Origin of the sequence: Bacillus sp. 165 (genome assembly GCF_017742235.1) — a bacterium.
In the GTDB taxonomy this organism is placed as follows: Bacteria; Bacillota; Bacilli; order Bacillales; family Bacillaceae_G; genus JAGHKQ01.
In genome coordinates this window covers 147,891-170,909 of sequence record NZ_JAGHKQ010000001.1, presented here as the reverse complement: position 1 = coordinate 170,909, position 23,019 = coordinate 147,891, and the positions used below count along the sequence as shown (strand labels likewise).

The following is a 23,019-nucleotide window of genomic DNA, read 5'->3' as shown; positions in this document are numbered from 1 at the left end:
GGGAGGTATTTCCATGGTAGAAAAAATGAATGAAGAAGTGGTAGAAGCAAAGACTTTTCAAGTAGGGGATGTAGTTTCAGGTCAAGTAACAAAAGTAGAAGATAAGCAAGTGCTTGTGGATGTGGGTTACAAAACAGAAGGTATTATCCCGATTAGTGAACTGGCAAATGTTCATATTGAAAAAGCAGGAGATGCAGTGCAGGAAGGTCAAACACTAGAGTTAAAAGTCATTAAACTTGAAGAGGATGATCTTGTATTGTCCAAGCGTGCTGTAGATGGTGAAAAAGCTTGGGATGTATTATATGCTAAGTTTGAAAGCGGTGAAGTATTTGAAGTAACTGTAAAAGATGTTGTAAACGGCGGTCTTGTTGCAGATTTAGGCGTGAGAGGATTCATTCCAGCGTCCCTAGTAGAAGCTCATTATGTAGAAGACTTTTCCGATTACAAAGGTAAGACGTTAACTGTAAAAATTGTTGAATTGGATAAAGAGAAAAATCGTGTGATCCTTTCCCATAAAGCAGTTGTAGAAGAAGAGCTGCAAGCCAAGAAGAAAAATGCAGTGCAGTCTATTAAAGCTGGAGAAGTAGTCGAAGGAACTGTACAGCGTTTAACGGATTTTGGTGCATTTGTTAACATTGGCGGAGTAGATGGATTAGTTCATATTTCTCAATTATCACATGAGCGTGTAGAAAAGCCATCTGATGTATTGCAAGAAGGTCAAACGGTTAAAGTAAAGGTTCTTTCTGTTGATGCAGATACACAACGCGTTTCTTTATCTATGAAGGCTGTTCAACCTGGTCCATGGTATGGAGTAGCAGAAAAAGTCAAAGTTGGCAACATTATGGAAGGTACAGTAAAACGTCTTGTGACATTTGGCGCATTTGTTGAAATCTTACCTTCTGTAGAAGGGTTGGTACATGTTTCACAAATCGCAAATAAACATGTGAAAAATCCTAACGAAGTACTTGAAGTTGGTCAATTAGTTCAAGTAAAAGTACTGGAAGTAAATGAATCTGACAAGCGTATTTCTTTAAGTATAAAAGAAGCTGCAGAGGAAGAGGTAAAAGAAGATTTTACTAAATATCAACCAAGCCAAGAAACTTCTATGTTCCAATTAGGGGATTTAATTGGAGATCAGCTGAAGAAATTAAAAAAATAATGGGGGATTTGTGTGAGCAGAGCACAACGAAAACTTGATCATGTACAACATGCGATTTCTACTGGACAATCGCGTTGTCATGGATTTCAAGATATTTCCTTTGTTCATCAAAGCTTACCGAACACCGCGTTGCAAGATGTATGTCTGAAGACGCAAATAGGCGAACTTTTCCTAAGTTCGCCTATTTTAATCAATGCAATGACTGGCGGCGGCGGGGAACAAACGGAAAAAATTAATGAGGGGCTCGCGCTGGCAGCGCATCATCATGGTATTGCTATGGCGGTCGGTTCTCAAATGGCAGCTTTAAAAGATATGAATGAAAAGAAGTCTTTTCAAGTAGTTCGCAAGGTTAATCCTGATGGAATTGTATTTGCTAATTTGGGAAGTGAAGCTACTATTGAACAAGCGAATCGAGCAGTTTCCATGCTTGAAGCAAATGCTATACAAATTCATTTAAACGTTATCCAGGAGCTAACCATGCCCGAGGGAGACCGAGATTTTACCGGTGCATTGCGCCGTATTGAAACAATTGTACAGCAATGCGATGTACCTGTAATTGTTAAGGAAGTTGGATTTGGTATGGGGCAGGAGACGATCCGTTCTTTAGAGGAAATCGGAGTTACAATCATTGATGTGGGTGGATTTGGTGGAACAAATTTCGCAAACATTGAAAATGCAAGACGTACACGAGTATTATCTTATTTTAATGAATGGGGAATTCCTACTGCTGCTTCTATAGCTGAGGCTTATTCTACAGGGAAAACAGCTTCTTTTATTGCATCAGGCGGAGTACAAACCGCGTTAGACTGTGCAAAGGCGTTGGCTTTAGGGGCATCTGCAGCCGCATTTGCAGGTTACTTTTTAAAGATATTGCTCAATGAAGGAATTGAGCCCTTAATAAAAGAAATAGGACTCATTCATGAAGACCTGAAAATCATGATGACTGCCCTTGGAGCAACGACTGTGTCTGATATGCACCAAGTTCCATTAGTCATTACAGGAGAAACATATCATTGGCTGCAGCAAAGAGGAATCCAGACAACAGGGTTTAGCCAAAGAAAAGCGATGCAACGATAATGTTGCATCGCTTTTTGTATTTCACTAAGATACCATTCTGAGATTTACAAGTGCTAGTGTTGGTTTTGCTGACGGGCTTGTTCCGGTGTATCTAAACCGGTCGCTCCAGGGTATTGTAATGATTGGTCACGGTCAGATTCCACTCTTCGCGATTGTTTGAGCTTTTTTTCTTGGCGATCTTTCCCCATGATTCCCACCTCCTTACTATCAGTGTTTGTGAATGGACAGAAACTATTCAGTCTGGGAGATTAATTTTCATAAATTCATTCCATACTGGAAATAGTAGGAGGTAGAAACATGGAAGGAAGCATATTTTACTGTTTGTGTTGGGGCGGTTGGATTATAGCGACATTTATGATGAAAAAAAATACACAACGGAATTTAACAGCTGTGTTTTTATTGCTTCTTATTATGGGGGCATCAGCGAATATTCCTCTAGGTGTGTTTCATGTAAATGGAAGCACTGTTGTACTTATTGTCTATGGATTTTGTATATTAGCAAAGCAAACAACGTGGAAGATCATTTATTCTGTTATATCCACAACAGTTGTTGCGATGATTTATGCAACTTTTCATTTGATTGAATTGTATGATCCGGTTTGGATTGCAATAAACCGAGTAGTTATGCTGAGTGGACTGTTAGTATACGGAGTAATCTTACTTGTAAAAGAACGGCAAATGAGAGTCGCTATTCTGTTTATTGGAATTGTACAAGGAGAATGGTTTGTCGCCTTAGTCTTAAAAAAATTTGGTTTTCATAATGATATTGGCTCTTATGCTTTTTTGGATGTGTTATCTGGGTCTATAGCTCTTATGTATAGCTTGTATACGCTGTTTAAGGGTTTTACTTATCTAGAGCAATTTAAGCAAAAACAAGTAAGGGAGAGACAAGGGTAGCCTATGAATCAATATACTTATCCAATATTATTTGGAGTTATCGTCGGACTTGCCACAAGATTGTATATGCTGCGAACTGATACAAGGCAATATCCAACCCGCTTGCACGGGAAGGTAGTGCATGTCGCAATGGGATTTATTGCAGCAGCGTTAGGCGCAATTGCAATTCCATCTATTATGAAAAAGGATTTTTCCGCTATCACATTTCTTACTCTAGCTGCTTCACAATTTCGTGATGTTCGCAATATGGAGAGAAACACTTTGTCGCAATTGGATGGGTATGAACTCGTTCCAAGAGGAAGTACCTATATTGAAGGCATTGCTCTTGTATTTGAAAGCAGAAACTACTTAGCTATTTTTACTTCATTTGTCACTACGTTTGCTTATTTGGCTTGGAATGTCTATGCAGGAGTAGCAGCAGGTATTATTAGCTTTATTATTGCACGCAGACTGATGACTGGAAACAAGCTCGTAGACCTTGTAGAAATTGAACATGTACCGCTTCGATTTGAAGGGGCAGGGTTGTATATAGATAATATCTATATTATGAATATCGGATTGCCTGTCAGACAGGAAGAGATTATGCGGTATGGAATGGGGTTTATTTTGAAACCGAAGTCCATGGATGCGCAAATTACGTTAGCAAACTTAGGGCAGCGCCAAGCGATTTTACATGATATGTCTGTTGCATTAGGTGTATATCGTGATTCTGGGACTCCGGCATTGGTTCCACTTGCTAAGCGGGATTTAAATGATGGAAGAATAGGGGTATTTGTCTTGCCTCAAGAGCAGGATGTAGATAGGGCTATGCGTGTTATCGGCCAAGTTCCTACATTAGAAAATGCAATCCGTATGTCGAGTAAGGCGTTAAATCGGGAGCGTGAAGAAGTATGACATCGCTTACTAAATGTATACTAGCAGTGATTACAACAGACGACAGCAAATTTGCTGGAGGGGCGCCTTTGTTTACTTGTGAATCTGTTGAGGAGATGGAATTTGTTGCAGCTAATTTGGAAGCGATTCTGGATGGAATTGCTCACCGTTTGCAAGAAAATGTATATATTATTGTGAAGCATTAGGAAAGTATGATATAATTTGTGTGGTTTTCAGCCTTTTGTAAACGAAATGATAACAAGTATCCCTTCTTATAAAAGAAGGGCTTTTTACATAAGGACATAAGAAAAGGAAAGGATGGGAACAATGGCAAAACCTGTAGTTGCAATAGTAGGTCGCCCGAATGTAGGGAAGTCCACTATTTTTAATCGTATTGTAGGAGAGAGAATTTCCATTGTTGAAGATATACCAGGAGTAACGAGAGACCGTATTTACAGTGCGGGAGAATGGTTAAATCATGAATTTAATATTATTGATACAGGTGGAATTGATATTGGAGATGAGCCGTTTTTAACTCAAATTCGTCAGCAGGCTGAAATCGCCATTGACGAAGCGGATGTTATTATTTTTATGACGAACGGCCGTGAAGGTGTAACAGCTGCAGATGAAGAGGTAGCGAAGATTTTATACAAATCAAAAAAACCGGTTGTGTTGGCGGTCAATAAAGTGGATAATCCAGAAATGCGCAATGATATATATGACTTTTATGCGCTTGGATTTGGTGAGCCTTATCCGATTTCGGGTTCACATGGATTAGGGTTAGGAGATTTGCTTGATGCTGCGGTCGAGCATTTTCCTAAAAATGATACAGACAGTTATGATGAAGAGACAATAAAATTTTCTTTAATTGGCCGTCCGAACGTAGGAAAGTCGTCTCTTGTAAATGCGTTACTTGGTGAAGATCGTGTAATTGTCAGCAATATTGCAGGAACGACGCGTGATGCAGTCGATACGCCGTATCATAAAGATGGACAAGACTATGTCATCATTGATACAGCGGGTATGCGTAAAAGAGGAAAAGTGTATGAAAGCACCGAAAAATACAGTGTACTGCGTGCGTTACGAGCGATAGAGCGTTCAGATGTTGTGCTCGTTGTGTTAGACGGAGAAGAAGGTATCATTGAGCAAGATAAAAAAATTGCAGGTTATGCACATGAGGCGGGACGTGCAGTTGTGATTGTTGTAAATAAGTGGGATGCAGTAGAAAAAGATGAAAAAACGATGAAGGAGTTTGAGGAAAAAATCCGTGCTCATTTCCAATTTTTGGATTATGCACCAATCGTATTCTTATCTGCGAAAACAAAAAAGCGCATCCATACATTACTGCCGATGATTAATGTGGCTAGTGAAAGTCATGCTATACGCGTACAAACAAATGTATTGAATGATGTGATTATGGATGCAGTTGCTATGAATCCAACCCCGACTCATAATAACAAGCGTTTGAAAATCTATTACGCCACGCAAGTAGCGGTGAAGCCGCCTACATTTGTAGTGTTTGTTAATGATCCGGAATTACTTCACTTTTCTTACGAGCGTTTCTTGGAAAATCGTATACGTGACGCCTTTGGTTTTGTCGGAACACCAATTAAAATTAAAGGAAGAGCAAGAGACTAACTGAAAAGAGGGTGTGATTTCATGGGGAACATTACAGTAGTGGGAGCAGGAAGTTGGGGTACAGCATTGGCCTTAGTGCTGGCTGATAATGGTAATGAAGTCCGTCTATGGGGAAATAATCCAGAGCATATTGCTGAAATCAACGAGACGCACCAAAATCATCGTTACTTGCCTGGAGTGGATTTGCCGGCAAATATACAGGCATATGCATCACTAGAGGAAGCCCTTAGTGAAGTGAGTCATGTATTGCTTGTTGTACCGACAAAGGCGATCAGGGAAGTATGTCGAAAAATTCAAACTGTAATTAAGACGCCGGTAACGTTTATCCATGCGAGCAAAGGGATAGAGCCGGATACATCGAAGCGCATTTCGGAAATGATTGAAGAGGAAATACCGTCACACCTTATAAAAGAGGTGGTAGTATTATCGGGTCCGAGTCATGCGGAAGAAGTGGGACTCCGCCACCCGACTACCGTTGCTTCTGCATCTAAAAATATGAAGGCAGCGGAAGAAGTGCAGGATTTATTTATGAATTCTTATTTTCGTGTATACACTAACCCGGATATAATTGGTGTGGAGCTCGGAGGAGCTTTGAAAAATATTATAGCATTGGCTGCAGGTATTACTGATGGTCTAGGGTACGGCGATAATGCGAAAGCGGCTCTTATGACAAGGGGATTAGCTGAAATTGCTCGGTTAGGACGGAAAATGGGCGCTAATCCGCAGACTTTCGCAGGTCTGGCTGGAATGGGTGATTTGATTGTCACATGTACAAGTGTGCACAGCCGAAATTGGCGTGCGGGAAACTTGTTGGGAAAAGGGCATTCGCTTGAGGAAGTATTGGAAAATATGGGAATGGTAGTCGAAGGTGTTAGGACAACAAAGGCAGCCTATCAATTGGCGGAAAAAATGGACGTTGAAATGCCGATTACAAGCGCTCTATACCATGTTTTATTTGACGGAAAAGATGTCAGGGAATCTGTAGATGCGCTCATGGGACGTGTACGCAAGCATGAAGTGGAGCACGCTCCCGATTTCTTGAGTTGATGGAGAGGAGGAAATCCTCTCTTTTTTCTTGATTTGGGTTTTTTCACCATTCCCACCCTTTTGCATACGATAAAATGTAGATTAATCGAGAGGGTGGGAAAGATGAGCAACAATTTTTTTGATAATGTTGAGAAACAAACGAAAGTAAATAAAGAAGATATTTTCAAGCTTGCATCATCTGTACAAAATGCAAATTTAAAAGATGAAAAAGTATTGCGGCAATTAATCAGCCAAGTAGCAGCCATGGCGGGAAGACCTGTTTCGAAAGAAAAGGAAGATCAAATTGTTAAAATGATCATAAATAATAATATGCCTGCTGATTTTAGTTCCTTAAGCAATATGTTTAAAAAATAAAAAAGTTTCCTTTTTAACTATAAACACTAGGTATTAATGTAGCATATGATATTATGTATGAAACCTGTATGAGCTGAAAATGGGATATTTAGTCAATCGAAGCGAAGTTGCCCTATTCGCTTCGGTTTTATTTTATACGGATGGACAAGCAAATATAGTTTTCCTCGTAATAATTTGCTAAAATAATAATGGGAAAGCTTACTAGAATCAGGAGAAATACCTAATAAAAGGAGATTGTACATATGTCTTTAGCTCTTATTAAAATGTGGTTTGCCCTTGGCGCCATAGTTGCTATGTTTATTTCTGTTGTTTTTATTTTATTAAGCAGACATAAAGTGAACAATAAATTTTTAAAAGCTATAATGGCTTTTATTGCCTATGCGCTTATGTTAGCTTCAGGATTCGTTATCTTTTTTGTTGTATTTAGCGGTCCGGTAAATGAATAGGAGAGGAACAAAACGTAATGAATAAATGGAAACTTTCTATTCTTTTTAGTATGGTTCTTTCGCTATTGACCGGTTGTTTGTATCCGGAGGAGAAAATGCAGCAAAATCAAATCCCCTATGCTGACCAGTTGACTGCGGTTCAAACGTCTGTAGATCAATATAAAGCTGCGAATTCGGGGCTTCTTCCTATCAAGACAAAAGATATGGAAACACCCATTTACCAAAAATATCCAATAGATTTCACGAAATTGTCTCCACGCTATATACAAGAGCCGCCAGGAAATGCTTATGAGAATGGAGGCATCTATCAATATGTACTGATAGATGTGGAAACAAAACCAACAGTCAGGCTTATTGACCTTAGAATTACAGAGCAGATTCGGGATGTAAAGCTTAAAATTCAAATGTATCGTGATCAGTACGGGTATCCCCCCTATAAAAAGGTAGTTGCAAATGGAGTATACACGTTAGATTATAAAAAGCTTCGCTACAAGGAAGAGCCGTTTGTAATTAGTCCGTATTCAGGGAAAAACCTCCCTCTAGTGATTGATAACAACGGAGAACTATATGTGGATTATCGAATGGATTTGTATGAAGTCTTACAAAAAAACAAAATAACTGTGCAGCCAGATGAGGATATTCGTTCTCTGCTAGTGAAAGATTCACCGTTTGTACCTGTTTATTCTCTCCCGTATACAGTGAAAGATAATGAGCCAATTTTTTTAGTCCAATGAGTCATGAACCCTTCTTGTTAGGAATAAGTTTCTAAAAGAAGGGTTTTTTGCTTCGTAATAATGCAGTGTCATTATAAGAGGCTAAAAATTTTTCGTTTAATCAGTCATAAAAAATAAGGACAAAATCATATTTATATAGTGTCCTAACTACTAGAAGAATCATATATTATTCCCAATAATTCTCAGGGAGGGAATCACTTGGAAAAGGTAGATATTTTTAAAGATATTGCCGAACGTACAGGCGGTGATATTTATTTAGGTGTAGTAGGTGCAGTTCGAACAGGTAAGTCTACTTTTATAAAAAAATTCATGGAATTAGCGGTGATTCCTAGCATTGCGAACGAAGCTGACCGTGCTAGAGCTCAAGATGAGTTACCGCAAAGTGCAGCAGGTCGAACAATTATGACGACAGAACCAAAGTTCGTTCCAAATCAAGCGGTGTCCATCCATGTCGGAGATGGGTTGGATGTGAATATTCGATTAGTTGACTGTGTTGGATATACAGTCCCAGGAGCGAAGGGATATGAAGATGAAAATGGCCCAAGGATGATTAATACGCCTTGGTACGAAGAACCAATCCCATTTCATGAAGCAGCTGAAATTGGGACACGTAAAGTCATTCAGGAACACTCCACCATTGGTGTTGTCATTACAACAGATGGAACGATTGGGGAAATACCGAGAAGAGATTACTTGGATGCAGAAGAACGGGTAGTAAATGAACTGAAAGAGGTAGGAAAGCCGTTTATTATGGTTATTAATACCGTTCAGCCATACCATCCAGATACAGAGCAGCTTCGTCAAAATTTAATTGAACAATACGACATTCCGGTTCTTGCAATGAGCGTAGAAGGGATGCGTGAAGGCGATGTTCTGAATGTGCTGCGTGAAGCGTTGTATGAATTCCCTGTTTTAGAAGTCAATGTCAATCTTCCAAGCTGGGTTATGGTTTTAAACGAAGAACATTGGCTGCGTCAAAGCTATCAAGAAGCTGTACAAGAAACGGTTAAAGATATTAAACGACTGCGGGATGTGGATCGCGTCGTGTGGCAATTTAGCCAATATGAATTTATTGACCGAGCAAGTCTGGCAGGAATTGATATGGGTCAGGGGGTCGCAGAAATAGATTTATATGCCCCGGATGAATTATATGATCATGTATTAAAAGAAGTGGTAGGAGTGGAGATTCGAGGTAAGGATCATTTGTTAAAGCTGATGCTTGACTTTACTCATGCGAAAGCAGAGTATGATCAAGTAGCCGAAGGATTACGAATGGTCAAACAGACAGGATACGGTATTGCTGCTCCTGCTTTAGCAGATATGAGCTTGGATGAACCAGAAATTATCCGCCATGGTTCTCGTTTTGGAGTTAAGCTGAAGGCGGTGGCTCCTTCCATTCATATGATTAAAGTAGATGTGGAGTCAACGTTCGAGCCGATTATTGGTACAGAAAAACAAAGCGAAGAATTAGTTCGTTATTTGATGCAAGATTTTGAGGATGACCCGCTTTCTATTTGGAATTCTGATATTTTCGGACGATCGTTAAGCTCTATTGTTCGCGAAGGTATACAGGCAAAACTGTCTTTGATGCCTGAAAATGCTAGATATAAACTGAAAGAAACGCTAGAACGCATCATTAATGAAGGTTCTGGCGGTCTCATTGCGATTATTCTATAGGTTGAAGGACTCCTTTTATAAGGGGTCTTTTTTTATAGATGAGTATGTACGAACATAAGAGGAATACTTCAGAAGAACAGTGTTTTTTTCAATGAAGCACGAAAAAGGGATTAGTTGAATCAAGTTTGCCTTTCATTACAATTCACGCCTCATTAATGCAGTTACTTTCAATGAAGAGCTGCAAGAAACGTAAGAAAATCATCGGCTGACGAAAATGTGGGTTGATAGAGATATTACTCTATTAGATACAAGGCGTATTAATATATTTTGTATTTATATACATAATATTGTGTTTTTAAATAAAATGAAAGTTACTCTCCTTTTAGGTGGTTAAAAAGCTTGATATATAAGGGATTATAAGGAGACCGCTTCATTCAATACAATAACAGATGATTGTCTAATATTTAGAATATGTTGTCAAGTATAGGCATTTTTTCATATTTTCTTGGTAACATTTTCTTTAAAAATATTGAATTATAAAGAATTATCGTATATTATAAGCCTTGATAATGATTTATCTGCTTATTTGTAGTATAGAAATTGAAAGTTTTGCCTACAAATGAAGATAAGATTCACTTTTACTGAATAAAAGTATCATTTGGGAGGAGGTGAATGGCATGAATAAAACAGATTTAATCAATGCGGTTGCAGAAGCTAGCGAAATTTCTAAAAAGGATGCTACTAAAGCTGTTGATGCTATTTTTGATTCAATTCTTGAAGCTTTAAGAAACGGAGATAAAGTTCAACTAATCGGCTTTGGTAACTTTGAGGTTCGTGAACGTGCTGCTCGCAAAGGTCGCAATCCTCAAACTGGTGAAGAAATTGAAATCGCAGCTAGCAAAGTTCCTGCATTTAAACCTGGTAAAGCTCTAAAAGATGCAGTGAAATAATCATTACATAATTAGAGCGTAAGGGGAGTTCCTAATAGGGACTCTTCTTTTTTGCTTTTAAAAACCATTATATGCTAGAATGACTTCGTAATGTATTTAAGGGTTTAGGAGGCTGCTATTGAATGACAAAAGTAAATTTAGAACAAATTGAACATGCGGTTCGTCTTATTTTAGAGGCTATCGGTGATGACCCGAATCGCGAGGGGGTTCTTGAAACTCCAAAGCGTGTTGCGAAAATGTACGCAGAAGTGTTTGCAGGAATGCACGAGGATCCTAAACAGCATTTGCAGAAGGTATTTGGAGAAGACCATGAAGAATTGGTGTTAGTGAAAGATATTCCATTTTATTCTATGTGTGAGCACCATTTAGTACCGTTTTATGGTGTTGCTCATGTTGCATATATACCGAAAGATGGACGGGTAACGGGATTAAGCAAACTAGCCCGTACTGTGGATACAATTGCTAGAAGGCCTCAATTGCAAGAGCGTATTACTTCTTCAGTTGCTAATGCGATTATTGAGGTGTTAGATCCTCATGGGGTGATGGTAGTAGTAGAAGCAGAGCATATGTGTATGACGATGCGCGGTGTAAAGAAACCTGGAGCGAAAACTGTCACTTCAGCTGTTCGAGGCGTGCTTGCAACTGATGCTCCTGCTCGTGCGGAAGTATTGTCTCTCATTAAAGGAAACTAGCAGAAAAGCAGGAAACTGCTTTTCTTTTTTATTGAGGAAAATGGAAGAAAGTATGTGTTATAATAAAATTTATGAACTGGACAATAGAGGACAAGGGTGATTAGTGTGTGGGATATGTATGAGGGCTTTACGACAGTAAAAGAGGAGCTTGATAAAAAATTGAAGCATCCGTTTTTGATGCAATATATTGAATATCCCGTCATAGATGAAGATAAGCTCCAATTGCTGTATTTCCTTTTGAAACATGCGAAATTAAATAATGAGCAAATTCAGCATTATGTTGTAACCATCATGCTCGTACAAATCGCCCTTGATACTCATGAAAAGGTATCCGTAAACTTAAATACAGAACAAGGGCAATCGCATAAGAGAAGACAGCTTACTGTCTTGGCCGGTGATTATTACAGCGGGTTATATTACTATATGCTCGCACAGCAGCATGATATCGCATTAATTCGTGCTTTGGCAGAAGGAATTAAAGAAATTAATGAGCATAAAATAAGTATTTATCAAAAAGACGGAAACTCTATAGATGAGGTGATCAACAGTGTGGAAACTGTTGAATCTGCTCTTATACAGAAAACTTGTGAGCATTTTAACGTACAGGAATGGAAGAGGTTTGCGGCTGTCATCTTATGTTTAAAACGCATAAAAAAAGAGTATCAGGATTATAAACAACAAAAAAAAGCTATGATATTTGAAGCATTTGGGCAAGTAAGCGGGGAAGACCCGGAATCCATTTATTTAAGATACATAAAGGATGCAGCATGGAGGCTTCAAGAATTGACCGAACAATCAGCTGAACTTGAACAGGCGGCGAAAGTGTTGGCACAAAAGTAAAACTGGAAGAAGGGTATGAGAAATGCAGCAATCGAAAGAAGAAAGAGTACATGATGTATTTGAAAAAATCTATAAAAAATATGATGTAATGAATTCTGTTATCAGCTTTCAGAGGCATATACAATGGCGAAAGAAAACAATGCAAATTATGGGTGTTCCAAAAGGAGCCTCCGCACTTGATGTATGCTGTGGGACTGCTGACTGGACAATTGCGCTTGCTGATGCTGTCGGTCCCACTGGAAAAGTATACGGACTTGACTTTAGTAAAAACATGCTGTCCGTTGGTGAGCAGAAGGTAGCAGCTCTAGAACTTAAGCAAGTGAAGTTAATACATGGAAATGCGATGCAACTCCCTTTTGAAGATAACACATTTGATTTCGTTACGATCGGTTTTGGACTTCGAAATGTACCAGATTATATGCATGTGCTCAAAGAAATGACCCGTGTAGTAAAGCCAGGCGGCAAAGTGGTTTGTTTAGAAACTTCTCAGCCGACGATGCTGGGAGTCAGACAACTGTATCTCCTCTATTTCCGCTTTTTGATGCCTTTGTTTGGGAAGGTTTTTGCGAAGAGTTATAAAGAATATTCGTGGCTGCAAGAATCTGCAAGCTCTTTTCCAGGGATGCGAGAGCTGGCAAATATGTTTGAGGATGCAGGATTAGAAAATATTAAGGTGAAGCCGTTTACCTTTGGAGTGGCCGCAATGCACTTGGGCTTTAAGCCGAAAAGTAATTAAGTGTAAAAAATATAGAAGTTTTGGGTTAAGGTGAACGATATGAAGCTACAATTAATGTACTCCTTTTTAAGGTCGGATATCGAAAAAATTGAACAGGAGCTTTCTGAAGTAGTCGCTTCCAACCATGTGCTGCTGGAAGAAGCTTCCTTGCAGCTGCTGCAGGCTGGCGGGAAACGGATTCGCCCTGTTTTTGTGTTATTGTCGGGGAAATTTGGTGAGTACAAGCTCGAAACGATACAACACGTGGCAGTGGCGTTAGAATTAATTCATATGGCTTCTCTTGTTCATGATGATGTAATTGATGCAGCTTCTGTTCGAAGAGGAAGTGCTACCGTGAATGCTGCTTGGGGAGACAGGGTAGCTATGTACACGGGGGATTACTTGTTTGCAAAAGCGCTTGAGTGTATTACAAAAATCGAAAATCCAGAGGCACATAAGACACTGTCAAAAACGATTGTAGAACTTACTAAAGGAGAAATTGAACAAATACGCGATAAATACAATTATCAGCAAAATTTACGTACATATTTACGGCGCATTAAGCGGAAAACAGCATTATTAATTGCTGCAAGCTGCCATTTGGGGGCTATTGTGACGGATTCCTCAAAAGACATTCAGACTCGGTTATATTGGTTCGGATATTTTGTAGGAATGTCCTATCAAATTATTGATGATATCCTAGATTTTACTTCTACTGAAGAAAAGCTCGGAAAGCCAGCGGGAGGTGATCTGCTCCAAGGGAATATCACTTTACCGGTGTTATTCGCGATGGAAAATCCCGTTTTGCGCACTCAAATAGAAGCAGTTCATGAGAATACGAGTGTAGAGGAAATGAAATCTATTACCGAGCATATAAAAAACAGTGATGCTATTGAAAAGGCATTTGCTGTAAGTGAACAATATTTGAAGAAAGCCTTGGATATTATCAAGCCTCTTCCGAAGCATCAAGCGAAATCCGCTTTGCAAAGTGTTGCCAAATATATTGGAAAACGAAAATTTTAATTCCGCTTCCTGTAATGAGTGGACAATTCTATTATTTCGAAACTATTGCTAAATTAAAAAAGTAATGGTACTATGTTCATGGGATATACCTATACATACTTAAGGAAGCGGAGAGATTTTTCATGGAAAAAACGTTTTTAATGGTAAAACCAGATGGCGTTCAACGCAATTTAATTGGCGAGATTGTGTCTCGTTTTGAGAAAAAAGGATTCCAATTAGTTGGTGCAAAACTAATGTCAGTAAGCAGAGAAACTGCAGAAAAACATTATGCAGAGCATAAAGAGCGCCCATTCTTCGGAGAGTTAGTAGACTTCATTACTTCAAGCCCTGTATTTGCAATGGTATGGCAAGGAGAAGATGTAATCGCTACAGCTCGTCAAATGATGGGTAAAACGAATCCAAAAGAGGCAGCTCCAGCAACAATTCGTGGTGATTTTGGTGTAACAGTTGGTAAAAATATTATCCACGGTTCTGATTCTCCTGAGAGTGCAGAGCGCGAAATTTCTATCTTTTTTAAAGAAGAGGAAATGGTAGAATACACTAAATTAACGAATGAATGGGTATACTAATACTTTTTAATAAATGTAAACGCTTAAACAAAAAAGCATGAGAATCCCTGCATTCTCATGCTTTTTTTATACGATATAGTGTTTATCAATGAGAGGAAGATGTGATATATTGATACATAATATACCAAAATAAGGGGGTTATGCTATGAGATATTTGACAGCAGGCGAGTCTCACGGACCGCAGCTGACCACCATACTAGAAGGAGTGCCTGCAGGGATGTCACTTGTGGCAGAGGATATTAATACTGAACTTGCAAGGAGACAAAAAGGACATGGCCGTGGTAGAAGAATGCAAATTGAACAAGACGAAGTGCAGATTTTAAGCGGGGTTCGTCATGGCTATACTCTTGGATCGCCCATTACATTAGCTGTAAAAAATCGGGACTTTAAGCATTGGACAAAGATTATGGGAGCAGAGCCTGTCGTACTTGCAGAGGATGAAGAGGTAAAGCGTCAAGTAACAAAGCCCCGTCCTGGTCATGCTGATTTAAATGGAGCTATCAAATATGGGCATCGAGATATGCGTAATGTACTAGAGCGTTCATCTGCACGTGAAACGACAGTGCGTGTAGCGGCAGGAGCTGTGGCAAAAAAACTCTTATCTGAATTGGGTATCAAAGTAGCCGGCCATGTAATTGAGATTGGAGGAGTGACAGCTAAAAAAGAGTACTGCTCTATTGATGAATTGCAACAAATTACGGAAGCTTCTCCTGTGCGTTGTCTGGATAAAGAAGCTGAAATCAACATGATGAAGGCTATTGATCAAGCAAAAGAAAACGGTGATTCCATCGGTGGTGTTGTCGAGGTCATTGTAGAAGGAATGCCTATTGGTGTTGGAAGTTATGTCCATTATGATCGTAAATTAGATGCGCAGTTGGCTGCTGCTGTCATGAGTATAAATGCTTTTAAAGGTGCGGAAATCGGTATTGGCTTTGAAGCTGCCCGTAAACCGGGAAGTCTCGTTCACGATGAAATTTTATGGAGTGAAGAAGAAGGCTATACGAGGAGTACTAATAATGCGGGAGGAATTGAAGGTGGAATGACCACTGGGATGCCGATAATAATACGAGGGGTTATGAAGCCGATTCCAACGCTGTATAAGCCTTTACAAAGTATAGATATCGATACGAAAGAGCCGTTTAAAGCTAGCATTGAACGTTCAGACAGCTGTGCTGTACCGGCTGCAAGTGTAGTAGCAGAGGCAGTAGTGGCTTGGGAGCTTGCAAAAGCGGTGACAGAACAGTTTGGCAGTGATCGTATTGAGCAGCTTAAAGAAAACATTGCAAGACATAGAGCTTATGCGAGGGAGTTTTAATGGAACTTGTACATATTCAAACAGCATCCAAAAAGTATCCATTATTTCTTGGAACAGATAGCACCGGCGTATTAGATAAGCTTATCTCACATTTTACTCCAGCAGTTTCCAGTGTTCTTATTATCTCTGATTCCATTATCGCGCCTTTATATATGCAAGAGGTAAAGCGCTCTATCACTTGTGATAATGTGTTTGAATTCATCATACCGAGCGGAGAAAAAGAAAAGTCCTTTGAAAATTATTACGCTGCCCAAACTTTTGCTTTGCAATGCGGTTTGGATCGACATTCGTTAATTGTGGCACTTGGAGGAGGTGTCATTGGAGACTTGGCGGGGTTTGTCGCAGCTACATATATGAGAGGCATTCGTTTCATTCAAATCCCGACCACTCTCCTTGCCCATGACAGTGCAGTAGGTGGAAAAGTAGCTATCAATCATCCCCTTGGAAAAAACATGATTGGTGCTTTTTATCAGCCGGAAGCGGTTATTTATAATGTAAGCTTCTTGGATTCCCTGCCACTAGAGGAATGGCGGTCTGGTTTTGCAGAAGTGATTAAACATGCTCTTATTTGGGATGCATCCTTTTACGAATGGCTGCGTACGGAAATTCGCACATTAGAAGATTTGCGCGGAGAAAATCTCATATATGCATTACGAAAAGCCATTGCTGTAAAAGCCTCCGTTGTTTCAAAGGATGAAACAGAGCAAGGTATCCGTGCTTATTTAAATTTCGGACATACTCTAGGTCATGCTATTGAGGCAGAGCTCGGCTATGGAACTATCACTCATGGTGATGCTGTAGCAATTGGAATGCTGTTTGCTGTTTTTGTAAGCGAATATACGTATCAAAAAGACTTAGGTTTTAGAGAGTTAGCATCTTGGTTTCGTTCTTACGGTTTTTCAACCTTTCCTGCCCACTTGAAGGCAGAGGATTTGCTAATAAAAATGAAACAAGACAAAAAGGCAAACTCAGGTACTATTCGCATGGTCTTATTAAAAGAGATTGGTCATGTCGAAGTACAAGCCGTGGAGGATGCAATCGTGTTGTCTCTATTAGAGAAGTTCAGCAAAGGGGAGGGGCTTGCTTGATACGAGGGTTCAGAGGAGCGACAACAGTACAGAGAAATGAACAAGAAGAAATATTAGAAGCGACTGAAGAGCTGTTACGAGAATTGGCCAGAAAAAATAAGGTTGAGCCGCATTATATTACATCTGTTCTTATTTCTGCTACGGAGGATATTGATGCATGCTTTCCTGCAGCAGCACTTCGTAATATAGAAGGTTGGCAGTATGTTCCTGTCATATGCATGAAAGAAATCAAGGTTCCTAATTCGCTGCAAAAATGCATTCGTGTGATGATGACAGCCGAAACAGATTTAAAGCAGAAAGAGATTGAGCATATATATTTAAAAAATGCTGTGCAATTGCGTCCAGACCTACAAAAAAACTAAAAATGGGGGAATTAATTATGAAGATGAAAGAGCAATTATTATCATTAAAGGCATATACACCTGGTAAATCCATTGATGAAGTAAAAAGACAATACGGTCTTACAAAGATTACAAAGCTTGCTTCAAATGAAAACCCGTTTGGATGCTCACCAAAAGTAATGGAAGCAGTAGCCTCTTTGACTGGACAATATGCTCTATATCCAGATGGAGGAGCGTTTGCGTTAAGAATGAAAGTTGCTGAACATGTTGGAGTAAATCAGGAACAATTAATTTTTGGGAGCGGTTTGGATGAAGTGATTCAAATGTTAAGCAGGGCATTATTATCACCAGGAACAAATGTTGTAATGGCCACACCGACCTTCCCTCAATATCGTCATCATGCTGTGATTGAAAATGCGGACGTTCGCGAAGTACCGCTGAAGAACGGCTGTCATGATTTAGAAGGCATGCTCGAACAAGTGGATGAAAACACAAGAATAGTATGGATTTGCAATCCTAATAACCCTACTGGTACATATGTGCATGATGAGGAATTGAATCGCTTCTTAGAGCGTGTTCCGAGCACTACTCTCGTGGTAATGGATGAAGCATATTATGAATATGCAACTGCAGAAGATTACCCTCAAACAATTCCGCTTCTTCAAAGGTATGAAAATCTTATGGTACTGCGTACATTTTCAAAGGCATACGGAATTGCAGCCTTACGTATAGGATATGGAATTGGCAACGCTTCTTTTATTCAGCAATTAGAAGTAGCAAGATTACCATTTAATACATCTGCTTTAGCACAAGCGGCAGCCATTGCGGCCCTCGAAGATAAAGAATTTATTGAATCTTGCGTCAAAGAGAATGAAAGCGGGCTACAGCAGTATTATCAATTCTGTGCGAAGCATGATCTTGCATATTATCCTTCTCAAGCCAACTTCATTTTTATGGAACTGGGAAGAACTGGGGATGAAATATTTATAGAATTGTTGAAAAAAGGATATATCGTTCGTTCAGGTGGAGGGTTAGGTTTGCCGAACGGCATTCGTGTGACAATTGGAAACAAAAAAGAAAATGAAGAAATTCTTGCGGTGTTGACAGAAATGGTGAGCAATAAAATTGAAAGTTAATTTGTGGTATATAGAGGAGAATGGGCTGTGAAAAAACATGTATTGCTCATAGGAACAGGACTGATAGGCGGTTCTGTTGCTCTTGCCATAAGAAAAGAGCACAAAGCCTCCATCACTGGCTATGATGTCAATATTGAACATTGCAAGCTTGCTAAAATGCTGCATATTATTGATGAGTATACAGAGAACCTTCAAGAGGCTGCGGAGCAAGCGGACCTTATCATTTTAGCAGCTCCTGTTCAAGAGACAGAAAACATTCTTGAAGAGTTGGTTGCGTATTCGTTAAAAAAAGGGGTCCTTATTACAGATGTAGGGAGTACTAAATCGAAAATAATGGAAAAAGCAAAACTGCTAGAGCAGCGAAGCACTAGCTTTATCGGTGGACATCCAATGGCTGGTTCTCATAAAACAGGTGCAGGAAGTGCGAAGGCTCACTTATTTGAAAATGCGTTTTATATTTTGACCCCCCTTGCTTCTACCCCTGTAGAAGCAGTCGATGACTTAAAGCATTGGCTTAAGGGAACGAACGCTAAATTTGTGATAATGGATGCCAAGGAACACGATGCTCTGACAGGCGTTGTAAGCCATTTTCCTCATCTCATTGCGTCTAGCCTTGTACGTCAAGTGCAAGCTCATGCAGAGCAAAATGAGCTTGTAAAAGCGCTGGCAGCGGGCGGATTCCGAGATATAACTCGCATCGCTTCTAGCAGTCCGTCGATGTGGCGGGATATTATTATCCATAACAAACATAATATGCTTTCCTTACTTGATGAATGGCAAGAAGAGATGAACACAATTCGTAAAATGGTTGAAAAAGCTGACGGAATGGAACTCCATAACTATTTTCTTGGAGCAAAAACGTATCGTGATTCCTTACCTCAGCGTACAAAGGGAGCTATCCCGGCCTTTTACGATTTATATGTAGATGTATTAGACCGCCCTGGGGTCATTTCAGATGTCACAACTCTGTTGGCAAAAGAAAATATCAGTATTACGAATATACGTATCATTGAGGCTCGAGAAGATGTATTTGGTGTATTACGCTTAAGCTTTCAAACAGAGGATGACCGTACCGGCGCAAAGCGTTGCTTAGAAATAAGCGGCTATGAAACTTATATTACAATGTAGGAGTGATCGATCCATGAAAAGCCATACACTTAGTCCTGCACAGAACGGTTTACAAGGGATAATAACAGTACCTGGAGATAAATCTATTTCTCATCGTGCGGTCATGTTTGGAGCGATTGCAAAGGGAAAAACAACCATACAGGGCTTTTTAGCAGGAGAGGATTGTTTGAGTACAATCTCTTGTTTTCAAAAGATGGGTGTAGAAATAGTGAGAGACGGTGACTATGTTGAAGTGCATGGAAACGGAATCGAGGGATTACAAGAACCGAAAGATGTTCTAGATGTTGGCAATTCAGGAACGACCATCCGTCTTATGCTTGGCATTTTGGCGGGTGCCCCGTTTCATTCCTGCATCATCGGTGATGCTTCTATCAGCAAACGTCCAATGAAGCGCGTAACAGTGCCGCTAAGGGAAATGGGTACGCAAATTGATGGGCGTGATAATGGAAACTATACGCCCATCAGCATTCGTGGAGGTAACACAACTGCTGTGCGGTATCATTCACCAGTAGCGAGTGCCCAAGTGAAATCAGCGGTTTTGTTAGCAGGATTAGGCGGAGCTGGGATTACATCCGTTACAGAACCGCTGCAATCGAGAGACCATACAGAGCGTATGCTGCAGGCATTTGGATGTAAGGTGGTTAAAGAAGGGTTGACAGTCTCTATAGAAGGGAATCAGCAATTGAAAGGAACAACGATTGAAGTGCCTGGTGACATTTCATCTGCTGCGTTCTTTTTAGTCGCAGGTGCTGTCGTACCTCATAGTCAACTTGTGTTAAAAAGAGTAGGATTGAATCCGACAAGAACTGGTATACTCAATGTTTTACAGGGCATGGGTGCATCTATTCAAATTGAGAATGTTACAAATGAAGAGCTGGAACCGTATGGTGATATTATAATTGAGTCATCACAGTTAAGGGGGATAGACATCGGCGGAGACATTATCCCGCGTCTCATTGATGAAATCCCTATCATAGCTTTGGCAGCGACACAAGCGGAAGGAATCACGGTTATAAAAGATGCGAGTGAGCTCAAGGTGAAGGAAACTAATCGTATTGATACCGTTGTAGAGGAATTGCAGAAAATGGGGGCACGCATAGAGGCTACAGAAGATGGTATGGTGATATACGGAAAGTCCAAGTTAACTGGAAGTATAGTGGACAGCCACGGAGACCATCGAATTGGGATGATGCTGGCTATCGCTTCTTGTCTAGCTGATGGCGAGACAACTATTCGCAATGCAGAAGCTGTTGCTGTATCTTATCCTACCTTTTTTCAAGAGCTGATTCAGTTACAAAGAAGATAAACCCGGCTTTTTTGATGTGTGTAAACATTATATTGTTGTTCTAAAGAATCAGGCGATTGTCTGGTTCTTTTTTTATAACAAGTGTTTTTATATACAATAACCATAAAATTTCACGTATCGAAATAATCTAGTTTGTTGCTCAAAAACATTTCCTTCGTTATCATAGAAACATAATATAACGTAAAAAAAGGGGTTAAATCATGAATACGTTACATAAAGCAGTTGAATTCATCGAAAATGGCGATATTGAAAAAGGATTAGCTCTTCTCGAACAATATGAAACGAAAGGTTCAGATGAAGAAAAATATGAATGTGCTCGTTATTATCATAAATTGGGATTTATAGAAAAAGCCTTGGCGATTGCAGAGGATTTGCATGCTTTGTATCCAGAAGAAAGCGAGATTACGTTGTTTCTCGCGGAATTATATGTTGATATGGACGAAGAAGATAAGGCCATCGAAGTTCTGAATACTGTACAGGAAGAAGATGAATTGTATGTACAAGCTTTGCTCTTAGCTGCGGATTTATATCAAATGCAAGGGTTTGATGAAGTGGCTGAACAAAAACTGCTTCTTGCGAAAGCTGCTTTACCGGAAGAGCCTGTCATCGATTTTGGATTGGGGGAATTCTACAGCAGCCGGGGAGATTATGTAAAAGCAGTACCTTATTATGAAGCTGTAGCTGCAATCGATCCCGAAATGGGCGGTGTCAGCATAAATCTTCGCCTTGCGGAAAGCTTGAGTTCCATCGGCAAATGGGAAGAAGCGATTGTGCATTATGAAGAAGGACTGCAGCAGCATGAGGATCTTCATTCTATGTTTGGGTATGCTTTTACACTGTACCAGGCAGGGTTGTATCAGCGCGCAATCCCGGTGTTTACAAAGGTGAAGGAATTAGATTATGAATACGGAGGCATATACCGCTATTTAGCAAAGTGCTATGAGGAAGAGGGAATGCTGGAAGAAAGCTGCGAGGCATTAAAAGAGGGCTTGAAAGTAAATGAATTTTCACCAGAGCTCTATTCTTCTTTAGCAAAAATCTATATGAAGACGGGACGTGTAGAGGAAGCTGAAGATACGCTGCGTCAAGCGGCAGCAATCGATCCATCTAATTTGGAAGTGGTATTAGGTCTTATCCAATTGCTTCGTAGGTATGAAAAATACGAAGAGATTGTGGATGTGATTGAAACGGTAACAGAAATGGGTGAGCATGATCCGCAATTAGAATGGAATATGGCGTTTGCGAAAAAGCAGCTTGAAGAATATTCTGATGCATTAAACCTTTATCGTAATGCATATACTTCTTTTAAGAATGATATTGATTTTCTGGAAGAGTATGGATACTTTTTATTGGAAGAAGGCTTACGTAAAGAGGCTAAAGAGGTGCTTACAACACTGCTACAGCTAGATCCGACACAAGTCCAAATTGAGGAATTATTATATAATTTAGAGGATTTGCAGTAATTTTGAAGGAAAGTGGATGATTCTTCTTGAATCTAAAAAAGAAAAGCGGTACAGAGGAGGGACTGAACGGTATGAATACCCCTGTTTCTGTGAATGAGAAAAAGGATTTTGTCAAATGGTTTTTAAGTAACTATCAGCTTAAACAGAGAGAGTGCGTATGGATCCTTAATTATTTGATGAGTCATGATCAATTGATGAAAAAAGTACATTTTGTAGAGCATGCAAAGTATTGTCCCCGAGGCTTAGTGATGTCAACAAATTGTGTGAAAGAGGCACCGTTTCATTTCTATAAGCAAAATGTTATGACTACCGATGCTGAAAAGTCGTTCCATGATATCCGTTTAAATCGTGAGGAAGACATTTATATTCAGCTTAATTTCAAGTCCTCTTTCCAAAATTCACATTATGTCGCCGTATTGGAGGATAATCCACATGTTCCGAAAAGTTTGGAAGTGAATGAAAAAGACAGATTGTTAGCCGAACGATTTTTAGAGGAGACAATCTATAATTTTCGAAGGGAAAAGTTAATGAAGCTAATTGACCAAGCTTTGGACCAGCAAAATAAAGTCGCATTCGAAGAGCTTGCAGAGCAGTTAAAACGGTTATAATAT

26 protein-coding genes are annotated in these 23,019 nt (G+C 39.7%); 25 read left to right on the top strand and 1 reads right to left on the bottom strand.

What is annotated here, in order from left to right:
• The first annotated feature begins 13 nt into the window (after positions 1–13).
• Positions 14–1,159, top strand: a complete 1,146-nt coding sequence (gene rpsA, locus J7Q84_RS00930; RefSeq protein WP_209092524.1) for a 30S ribosomal protein S1 — start codon at positions 14–16, stop codon at positions 1,157–1,159.
• Positions 1,160–1,171: 12 nt separating this feature from the next.
• The gene (gene fni / locus J7Q84_RS00925) at positions 1,172–2,236 is read left to right on the top strand and encodes a type 2 isopentenyl-diphosphate Delta-isomerase (protein WP_209092523.1); all 1,065 of its coding nucleotides are present in this window, start codon (positions 1,172–1,174) and stop codon (positions 2,234–2,236) included.
• 53 nt (positions 2,237–2,289) lie between these two features.
• On the opposite strand, the gene J7Q84_RS00920 is transcribed toward fni, so the two are convergent.
• Positions 2,290–2,424: a YpzI family protein gene (locus J7Q84_RS00920; protein WP_000513897.1), complete on the bottom strand. Its 135-nt coding sequence runs from the start codon at positions 2,422–2,424 to the stop codon at positions 2,290–2,292.
• A 109-nt stretch (positions 2,425–2,533) separates the two neighbouring features.
• Here J7Q84_RS00920 and J7Q84_RS00915 point away from each other — a divergent pair, with 109 nt between their 5' ends.
• From J7Q84_RS00915 to J7Q84_RS00805, 23 genes are all read left to right on the top strand, one after another.
• Positions 2,534–3,133, top strand: coding sequence for a YphA family membrane protein (locus J7Q84_RS00915; protein ID WP_209092522.1), 600 nt, complete (start codon positions 2,534–2,536; stop codon positions 3,131–3,133).
• 3 nt (positions 3,134–3,136) lie between these two features.
• Positions 3,137–4,027 carry a YIEGIA family protein gene (locus J7Q84_RS00910; protein ID WP_209092521.1) on the top strand — a complete coding sequence of 297 codons (891 nt, stop codon included), beginning with the start codon at positions 3,137–3,139 and terminating at the stop codon, positions 4,025–4,027.
• Positions 4,024–4,212, top strand: coding sequence for a capping complex subunit for YIEGIA (locus J7Q84_RS00905; RefSeq protein WP_209092520.1), 189 nt, complete (start codon positions 4,024–4,026; stop codon positions 4,210–4,212). The genes J7Q84_RS00910 and J7Q84_RS00905 overlap by 4 nt, the downstream gene beginning before the upstream one ends.
• 121 nt (positions 4,213–4,333) lie before the next feature.
• Positions 4,334–5,644, top strand: a complete 1,311-nt coding sequence (der, locus tag J7Q84_RS00900) for a ribosome biogenesis GTPase Der (RefSeq protein WP_209092519.1) — start codon at positions 4,334–4,336, stop codon at positions 5,642–5,644.
• A 21-nt stretch (positions 5,645–5,665) separates the two neighbouring features.
• Positions 5,666–6,691, top strand: coding sequence for an NAD(P)H-dependent glycerol-3-phosphate dehydrogenase (locus J7Q84_RS00895; protein ID WP_209092518.1), 1,026 nt, complete (start codon positions 5,666–5,668; stop codon positions 6,689–6,691).
• A gap of 102 nt (positions 6,692–6,793) precedes the next feature.
• Positions 6,794–7,045, top strand: a complete 252-nt coding sequence (locus J7Q84_RS00890; protein WP_209092517.1) for a stage VI sporulation protein F — start codon at positions 6,794–6,796, stop codon at positions 7,043–7,045.
• 242 nt (positions 7,046–7,287) lie between these two features.
• Positions 7,288–7,491: a DUF2768 domain-containing protein gene (locus tag J7Q84_RS00885; RefSeq protein ID WP_209092516.1), complete on the top strand. Its 204-nt coding sequence runs from the start codon at positions 7,288–7,290 to the stop codon at positions 7,489–7,491.
• A gap of 17 nt (positions 7,492–7,508) precedes the next feature.
• Positions 7,509–8,225: a hypothetical protein gene (locus J7Q84_RS00880; protein WP_209092515.1), complete on the top strand. Its 717-nt coding sequence runs from the start codon at positions 7,509–7,511 to the stop codon at positions 8,223–8,225.
• A gap of 198 nt (positions 8,226–8,423) precedes the next feature.
• The gene (gene spoIVA, locus J7Q84_RS00875; protein ID WP_209092514.1) at positions 8,424–9,902 is read left to right on the top strand and encodes a stage IV sporulation protein A; all 1,479 of its coding nucleotides are present in this window, start codon (positions 8,424–8,426) and stop codon (positions 9,900–9,902) included.
• 617 nt (positions 9,903–10,519) lie between these two features.
• Positions 10,520–10,792, top strand: coding sequence for an HU family DNA-binding protein (locus J7Q84_RS00870; RefSeq protein WP_209092513.1), 273 nt, complete (start codon positions 10,520–10,522; stop codon positions 10,790–10,792).
• A 122-nt stretch (positions 10,793–10,914) separates the two neighbouring features.
• Positions 10,915–11,484: a GTP cyclohydrolase I FolE gene (folE, locus tag J7Q84_RS00865; protein WP_209092512.1), complete on the top strand. Its 570-nt coding sequence runs from the start codon at positions 10,915–10,917 to the stop codon at positions 11,482–11,484.
• Positions 11,485–11,580: 96 nt separating this feature from the next.
• A complete protein-coding gene (locus J7Q84_RS00860) occupies positions 11,581–12,324 on the top strand; it encodes a heptaprenyl diphosphate synthase component 1 (RefSeq protein WP_348519813.1) in 744 nt (247 codons plus the stop codon).
• 22 nt (positions 12,325–12,346) lie between these two features.
• A complete protein-coding gene (locus J7Q84_RS00855; protein ID WP_209092511.1) occupies positions 12,347–13,060 on the top strand; it encodes a demethylmenaquinone methyltransferase in 714 nt (237 codons plus the stop codon).
• A 39-nt stretch (positions 13,061–13,099) separates the two neighbouring features.
• A complete protein-coding gene (hepT, locus tag J7Q84_RS00850) occupies positions 13,100–14,062 on the top strand; it encodes a heptaprenyl diphosphate synthase component II (RefSeq protein ID WP_209092510.1) in 963 nt (320 codons plus the stop codon).
• Positions 14,063–14,184: 122 nt separating this feature from the next.
• Positions 14,185–14,631 (top strand): nucleoside-diphosphate kinase, encoded by a 447-nt coding sequence (ndk, locus tag J7Q84_RS00845; protein WP_209092509.1) that lies wholly within the window; start codon positions 14,185–14,187, stop codon positions 14,629–14,631.
• A gap of 145 nt (positions 14,632–14,776) precedes the next feature.
• Positions 14,777–15,946, top strand: coding sequence for a chorismate synthase (gene aroC / locus J7Q84_RS00840; protein WP_209092508.1), 1,170 nt, complete (start codon positions 14,777–14,779; stop codon positions 15,944–15,946).
• Positions 15,946–17,034: a 3-dehydroquinate synthase gene (aroB, locus tag J7Q84_RS00835; RefSeq protein ID WP_209092507.1), complete on the top strand. Its 1,089-nt coding sequence runs from the start codon at positions 15,946–15,948 to the stop codon at positions 17,032–17,034. The genes aroC and aroB overlap by 1 nt, the downstream gene beginning before the upstream one ends.
• Entirely contained in the window at positions 17,031–17,396 is a 366-nt protein-coding gene (gene aroH / locus J7Q84_RS00830) for a chorismate mutase (RefSeq protein WP_209092506.1), read from the top strand. Before aroB ends, aroH begins: the two co-directional genes overlap by 4 nt.
• A gap of 17 nt (positions 17,397–17,413) precedes the next feature.
• Positions 17,414–18,511, top strand: a complete 1,098-nt coding sequence (gene hisC, locus J7Q84_RS00825) for a histidinol-phosphate transaminase (RefSeq protein ID WP_209092505.1) — start codon at positions 17,414–17,416, stop codon at positions 18,509–18,511.
• 27 nt (positions 18,512–18,538) lie between these two features.
• Positions 18,539–19,639: a prephenate dehydrogenase gene (locus J7Q84_RS00820; protein ID WP_209092504.1), complete on the top strand. Its 1,101-nt coding sequence runs from the start codon at positions 18,539–18,541 to the stop codon at positions 19,637–19,639.
• A gap of 13 nt (positions 19,640–19,652) precedes the next feature.
• The gene (gene aroA, locus J7Q84_RS00815) at positions 19,653–20,945 is read left to right on the top strand and encodes a 3-phosphoshikimate 1-carboxyvinyltransferase (RefSeq protein WP_209092503.1); all 1,293 of its coding nucleotides are present in this window, start codon (positions 19,653–19,655) and stop codon (positions 20,943–20,945) included.
• Positions 20,946–21,145: 200 nt separating this feature from the next.
• Positions 21,146–22,408 carry a tetratricopeptide repeat protein gene (locus J7Q84_RS00810; protein ID WP_209092502.1) on the top strand — a complete coding sequence of 421 codons (1,263 nt, stop codon included), beginning with the start codon at positions 21,146–21,148 and terminating at the stop codon, positions 22,406–22,408.
• Positions 22,409–22,479: 71 nt separating this feature from the next.
• A complete protein-coding gene (locus tag J7Q84_RS00805; protein WP_209093073.1) occupies positions 22,480–23,016 on the top strand; it encodes a ReoY family proteolytic degradation factor in 537 nt (178 codons plus the stop codon).
• Positions 23,017–23,019: the final 3 nt, after the last annotated feature.

Bases quoted from the DNA above. Each gene is read 5' to 3' on its own strand.
- rpsA (WP_209092524.1), top strand. From the start codon at position 14: ATGGTAGAAAAAATGAATGAAGAAGTGGTAGAAGCAAAGACTTTTCAA.
- J7Q84_RS00920 (WP_000513897.1), bottom strand. From the start codon at position 2,424: ATGGGGAAAGATCGCCAAGAAAAAAAGCTCAAACAATCGCGAAGAGTG.
- J7Q84_RS00915 (WP_209092522.1), top strand. From the start codon at position 2,534: ATGGAAGGAAGCATATTTTACTGTTTGTGTTGGGGCGGTTGGATTATA.
- J7Q84_RS00910 (WP_209092521.1), top strand. From the start codon at position 3,137: ATGAATCAATATACTTATCCAATATTATTTGGAGTTATCGTCGGACTT.
- J7Q84_RS00905 (WP_209092520.1), top strand. From the start codon at position 4,024: ATGACATCGCTTACTAAATGTATACTAGCAGTGATTACAACAGACGAC.
- der (WP_209092519.1), top strand. From the start codon at position 4,334: ATGGCAAAACCTGTAGTTGCAATAGTAGGTCGCCCGAATGTAGGGAAG.
- J7Q84_RS00895 (WP_209092518.1), top strand. From the start codon at position 5,666: ATGGGGAACATTACAGTAGTGGGAGCAGGAAGTTGGGGTACAGCATTG.
- J7Q84_RS00890 (WP_209092517.1), top strand. From the start codon at position 6,794: ATGAGCAACAATTTTTTTGATAATGTTGAGAAACAAACGAAAGTAAAT.
- J7Q84_RS00885 (WP_209092516.1), top strand. From the start codon at position 7,288: ATGTCTTTAGCTCTTATTAAAATGTGGTTTGCCCTTGGCGCCATAGTT.
- J7Q84_RS00880 (WP_209092515.1), top strand. From the start codon at position 7,509: ATGAATAAATGGAAACTTTCTATTCTTTTTAGTATGGTTCTTTCGCTA.
- J7Q84_RS00870 (WP_209092513.1), top strand. From the start codon at position 10,520: ATGAATAAAACAGATTTAATCAATGCGGTTGCAGAAGCTAGCGAAATT.
- folE (WP_209092512.1), top strand. From the start codon at position 10,915: ATGACAAAAGTAAATTTAGAACAAATTGAACATGCGGTTCGTCTTATT.
- J7Q84_RS00855 (WP_209092511.1), top strand. From the start codon at position 12,347: ATGCAGCAATCGAAAGAAGAAAGAGTACATGATGTATTTGAAAAAATC.
- hepT (WP_209092510.1), top strand. From the start codon at position 13,100: ATGAAGCTACAATTAATGTACTCCTTTTTAAGGTCGGATATCGAAAAA.
- ndk (WP_209092509.1), top strand. From the start codon at position 14,185: ATGGAAAAAACGTTTTTAATGGTAAAACCAGATGGCGTTCAACGCAAT.
- aroC (WP_209092508.1), top strand. From the start codon at position 14,777: ATGAGATATTTGACAGCAGGCGAGTCTCACGGACCGCAGCTGACCACC.
- aroB (WP_209092507.1), top strand. From the start codon at position 15,946: ATGGAACTTGTACATATTCAAACAGCATCCAAAAAGTATCCATTATTT.
- hisC (WP_209092505.1), top strand. From the start codon at position 17,414: ATGAAGATGAAAGAGCAATTATTATCATTAAAGGCATATACACCTGGT.
- aroA (WP_209092503.1), top strand. From the start codon at position 19,653: ATGAAAAGCCATACACTTAGTCCTGCACAGAACGGTTTACAAGGGATA.
- J7Q84_RS00810 (WP_209092502.1), top strand. From the start codon at position 21,146: ATGAATACGTTACATAAAGCAGTTGAATTCATCGAAAATGGCGATATT.
- J7Q84_RS00805 (WP_209093073.1), top strand. From the start codon at position 22,480: ATGAATACCCCTGTTTCTGTGAATGAGAAAAAGGATTTTGTCAAATGG.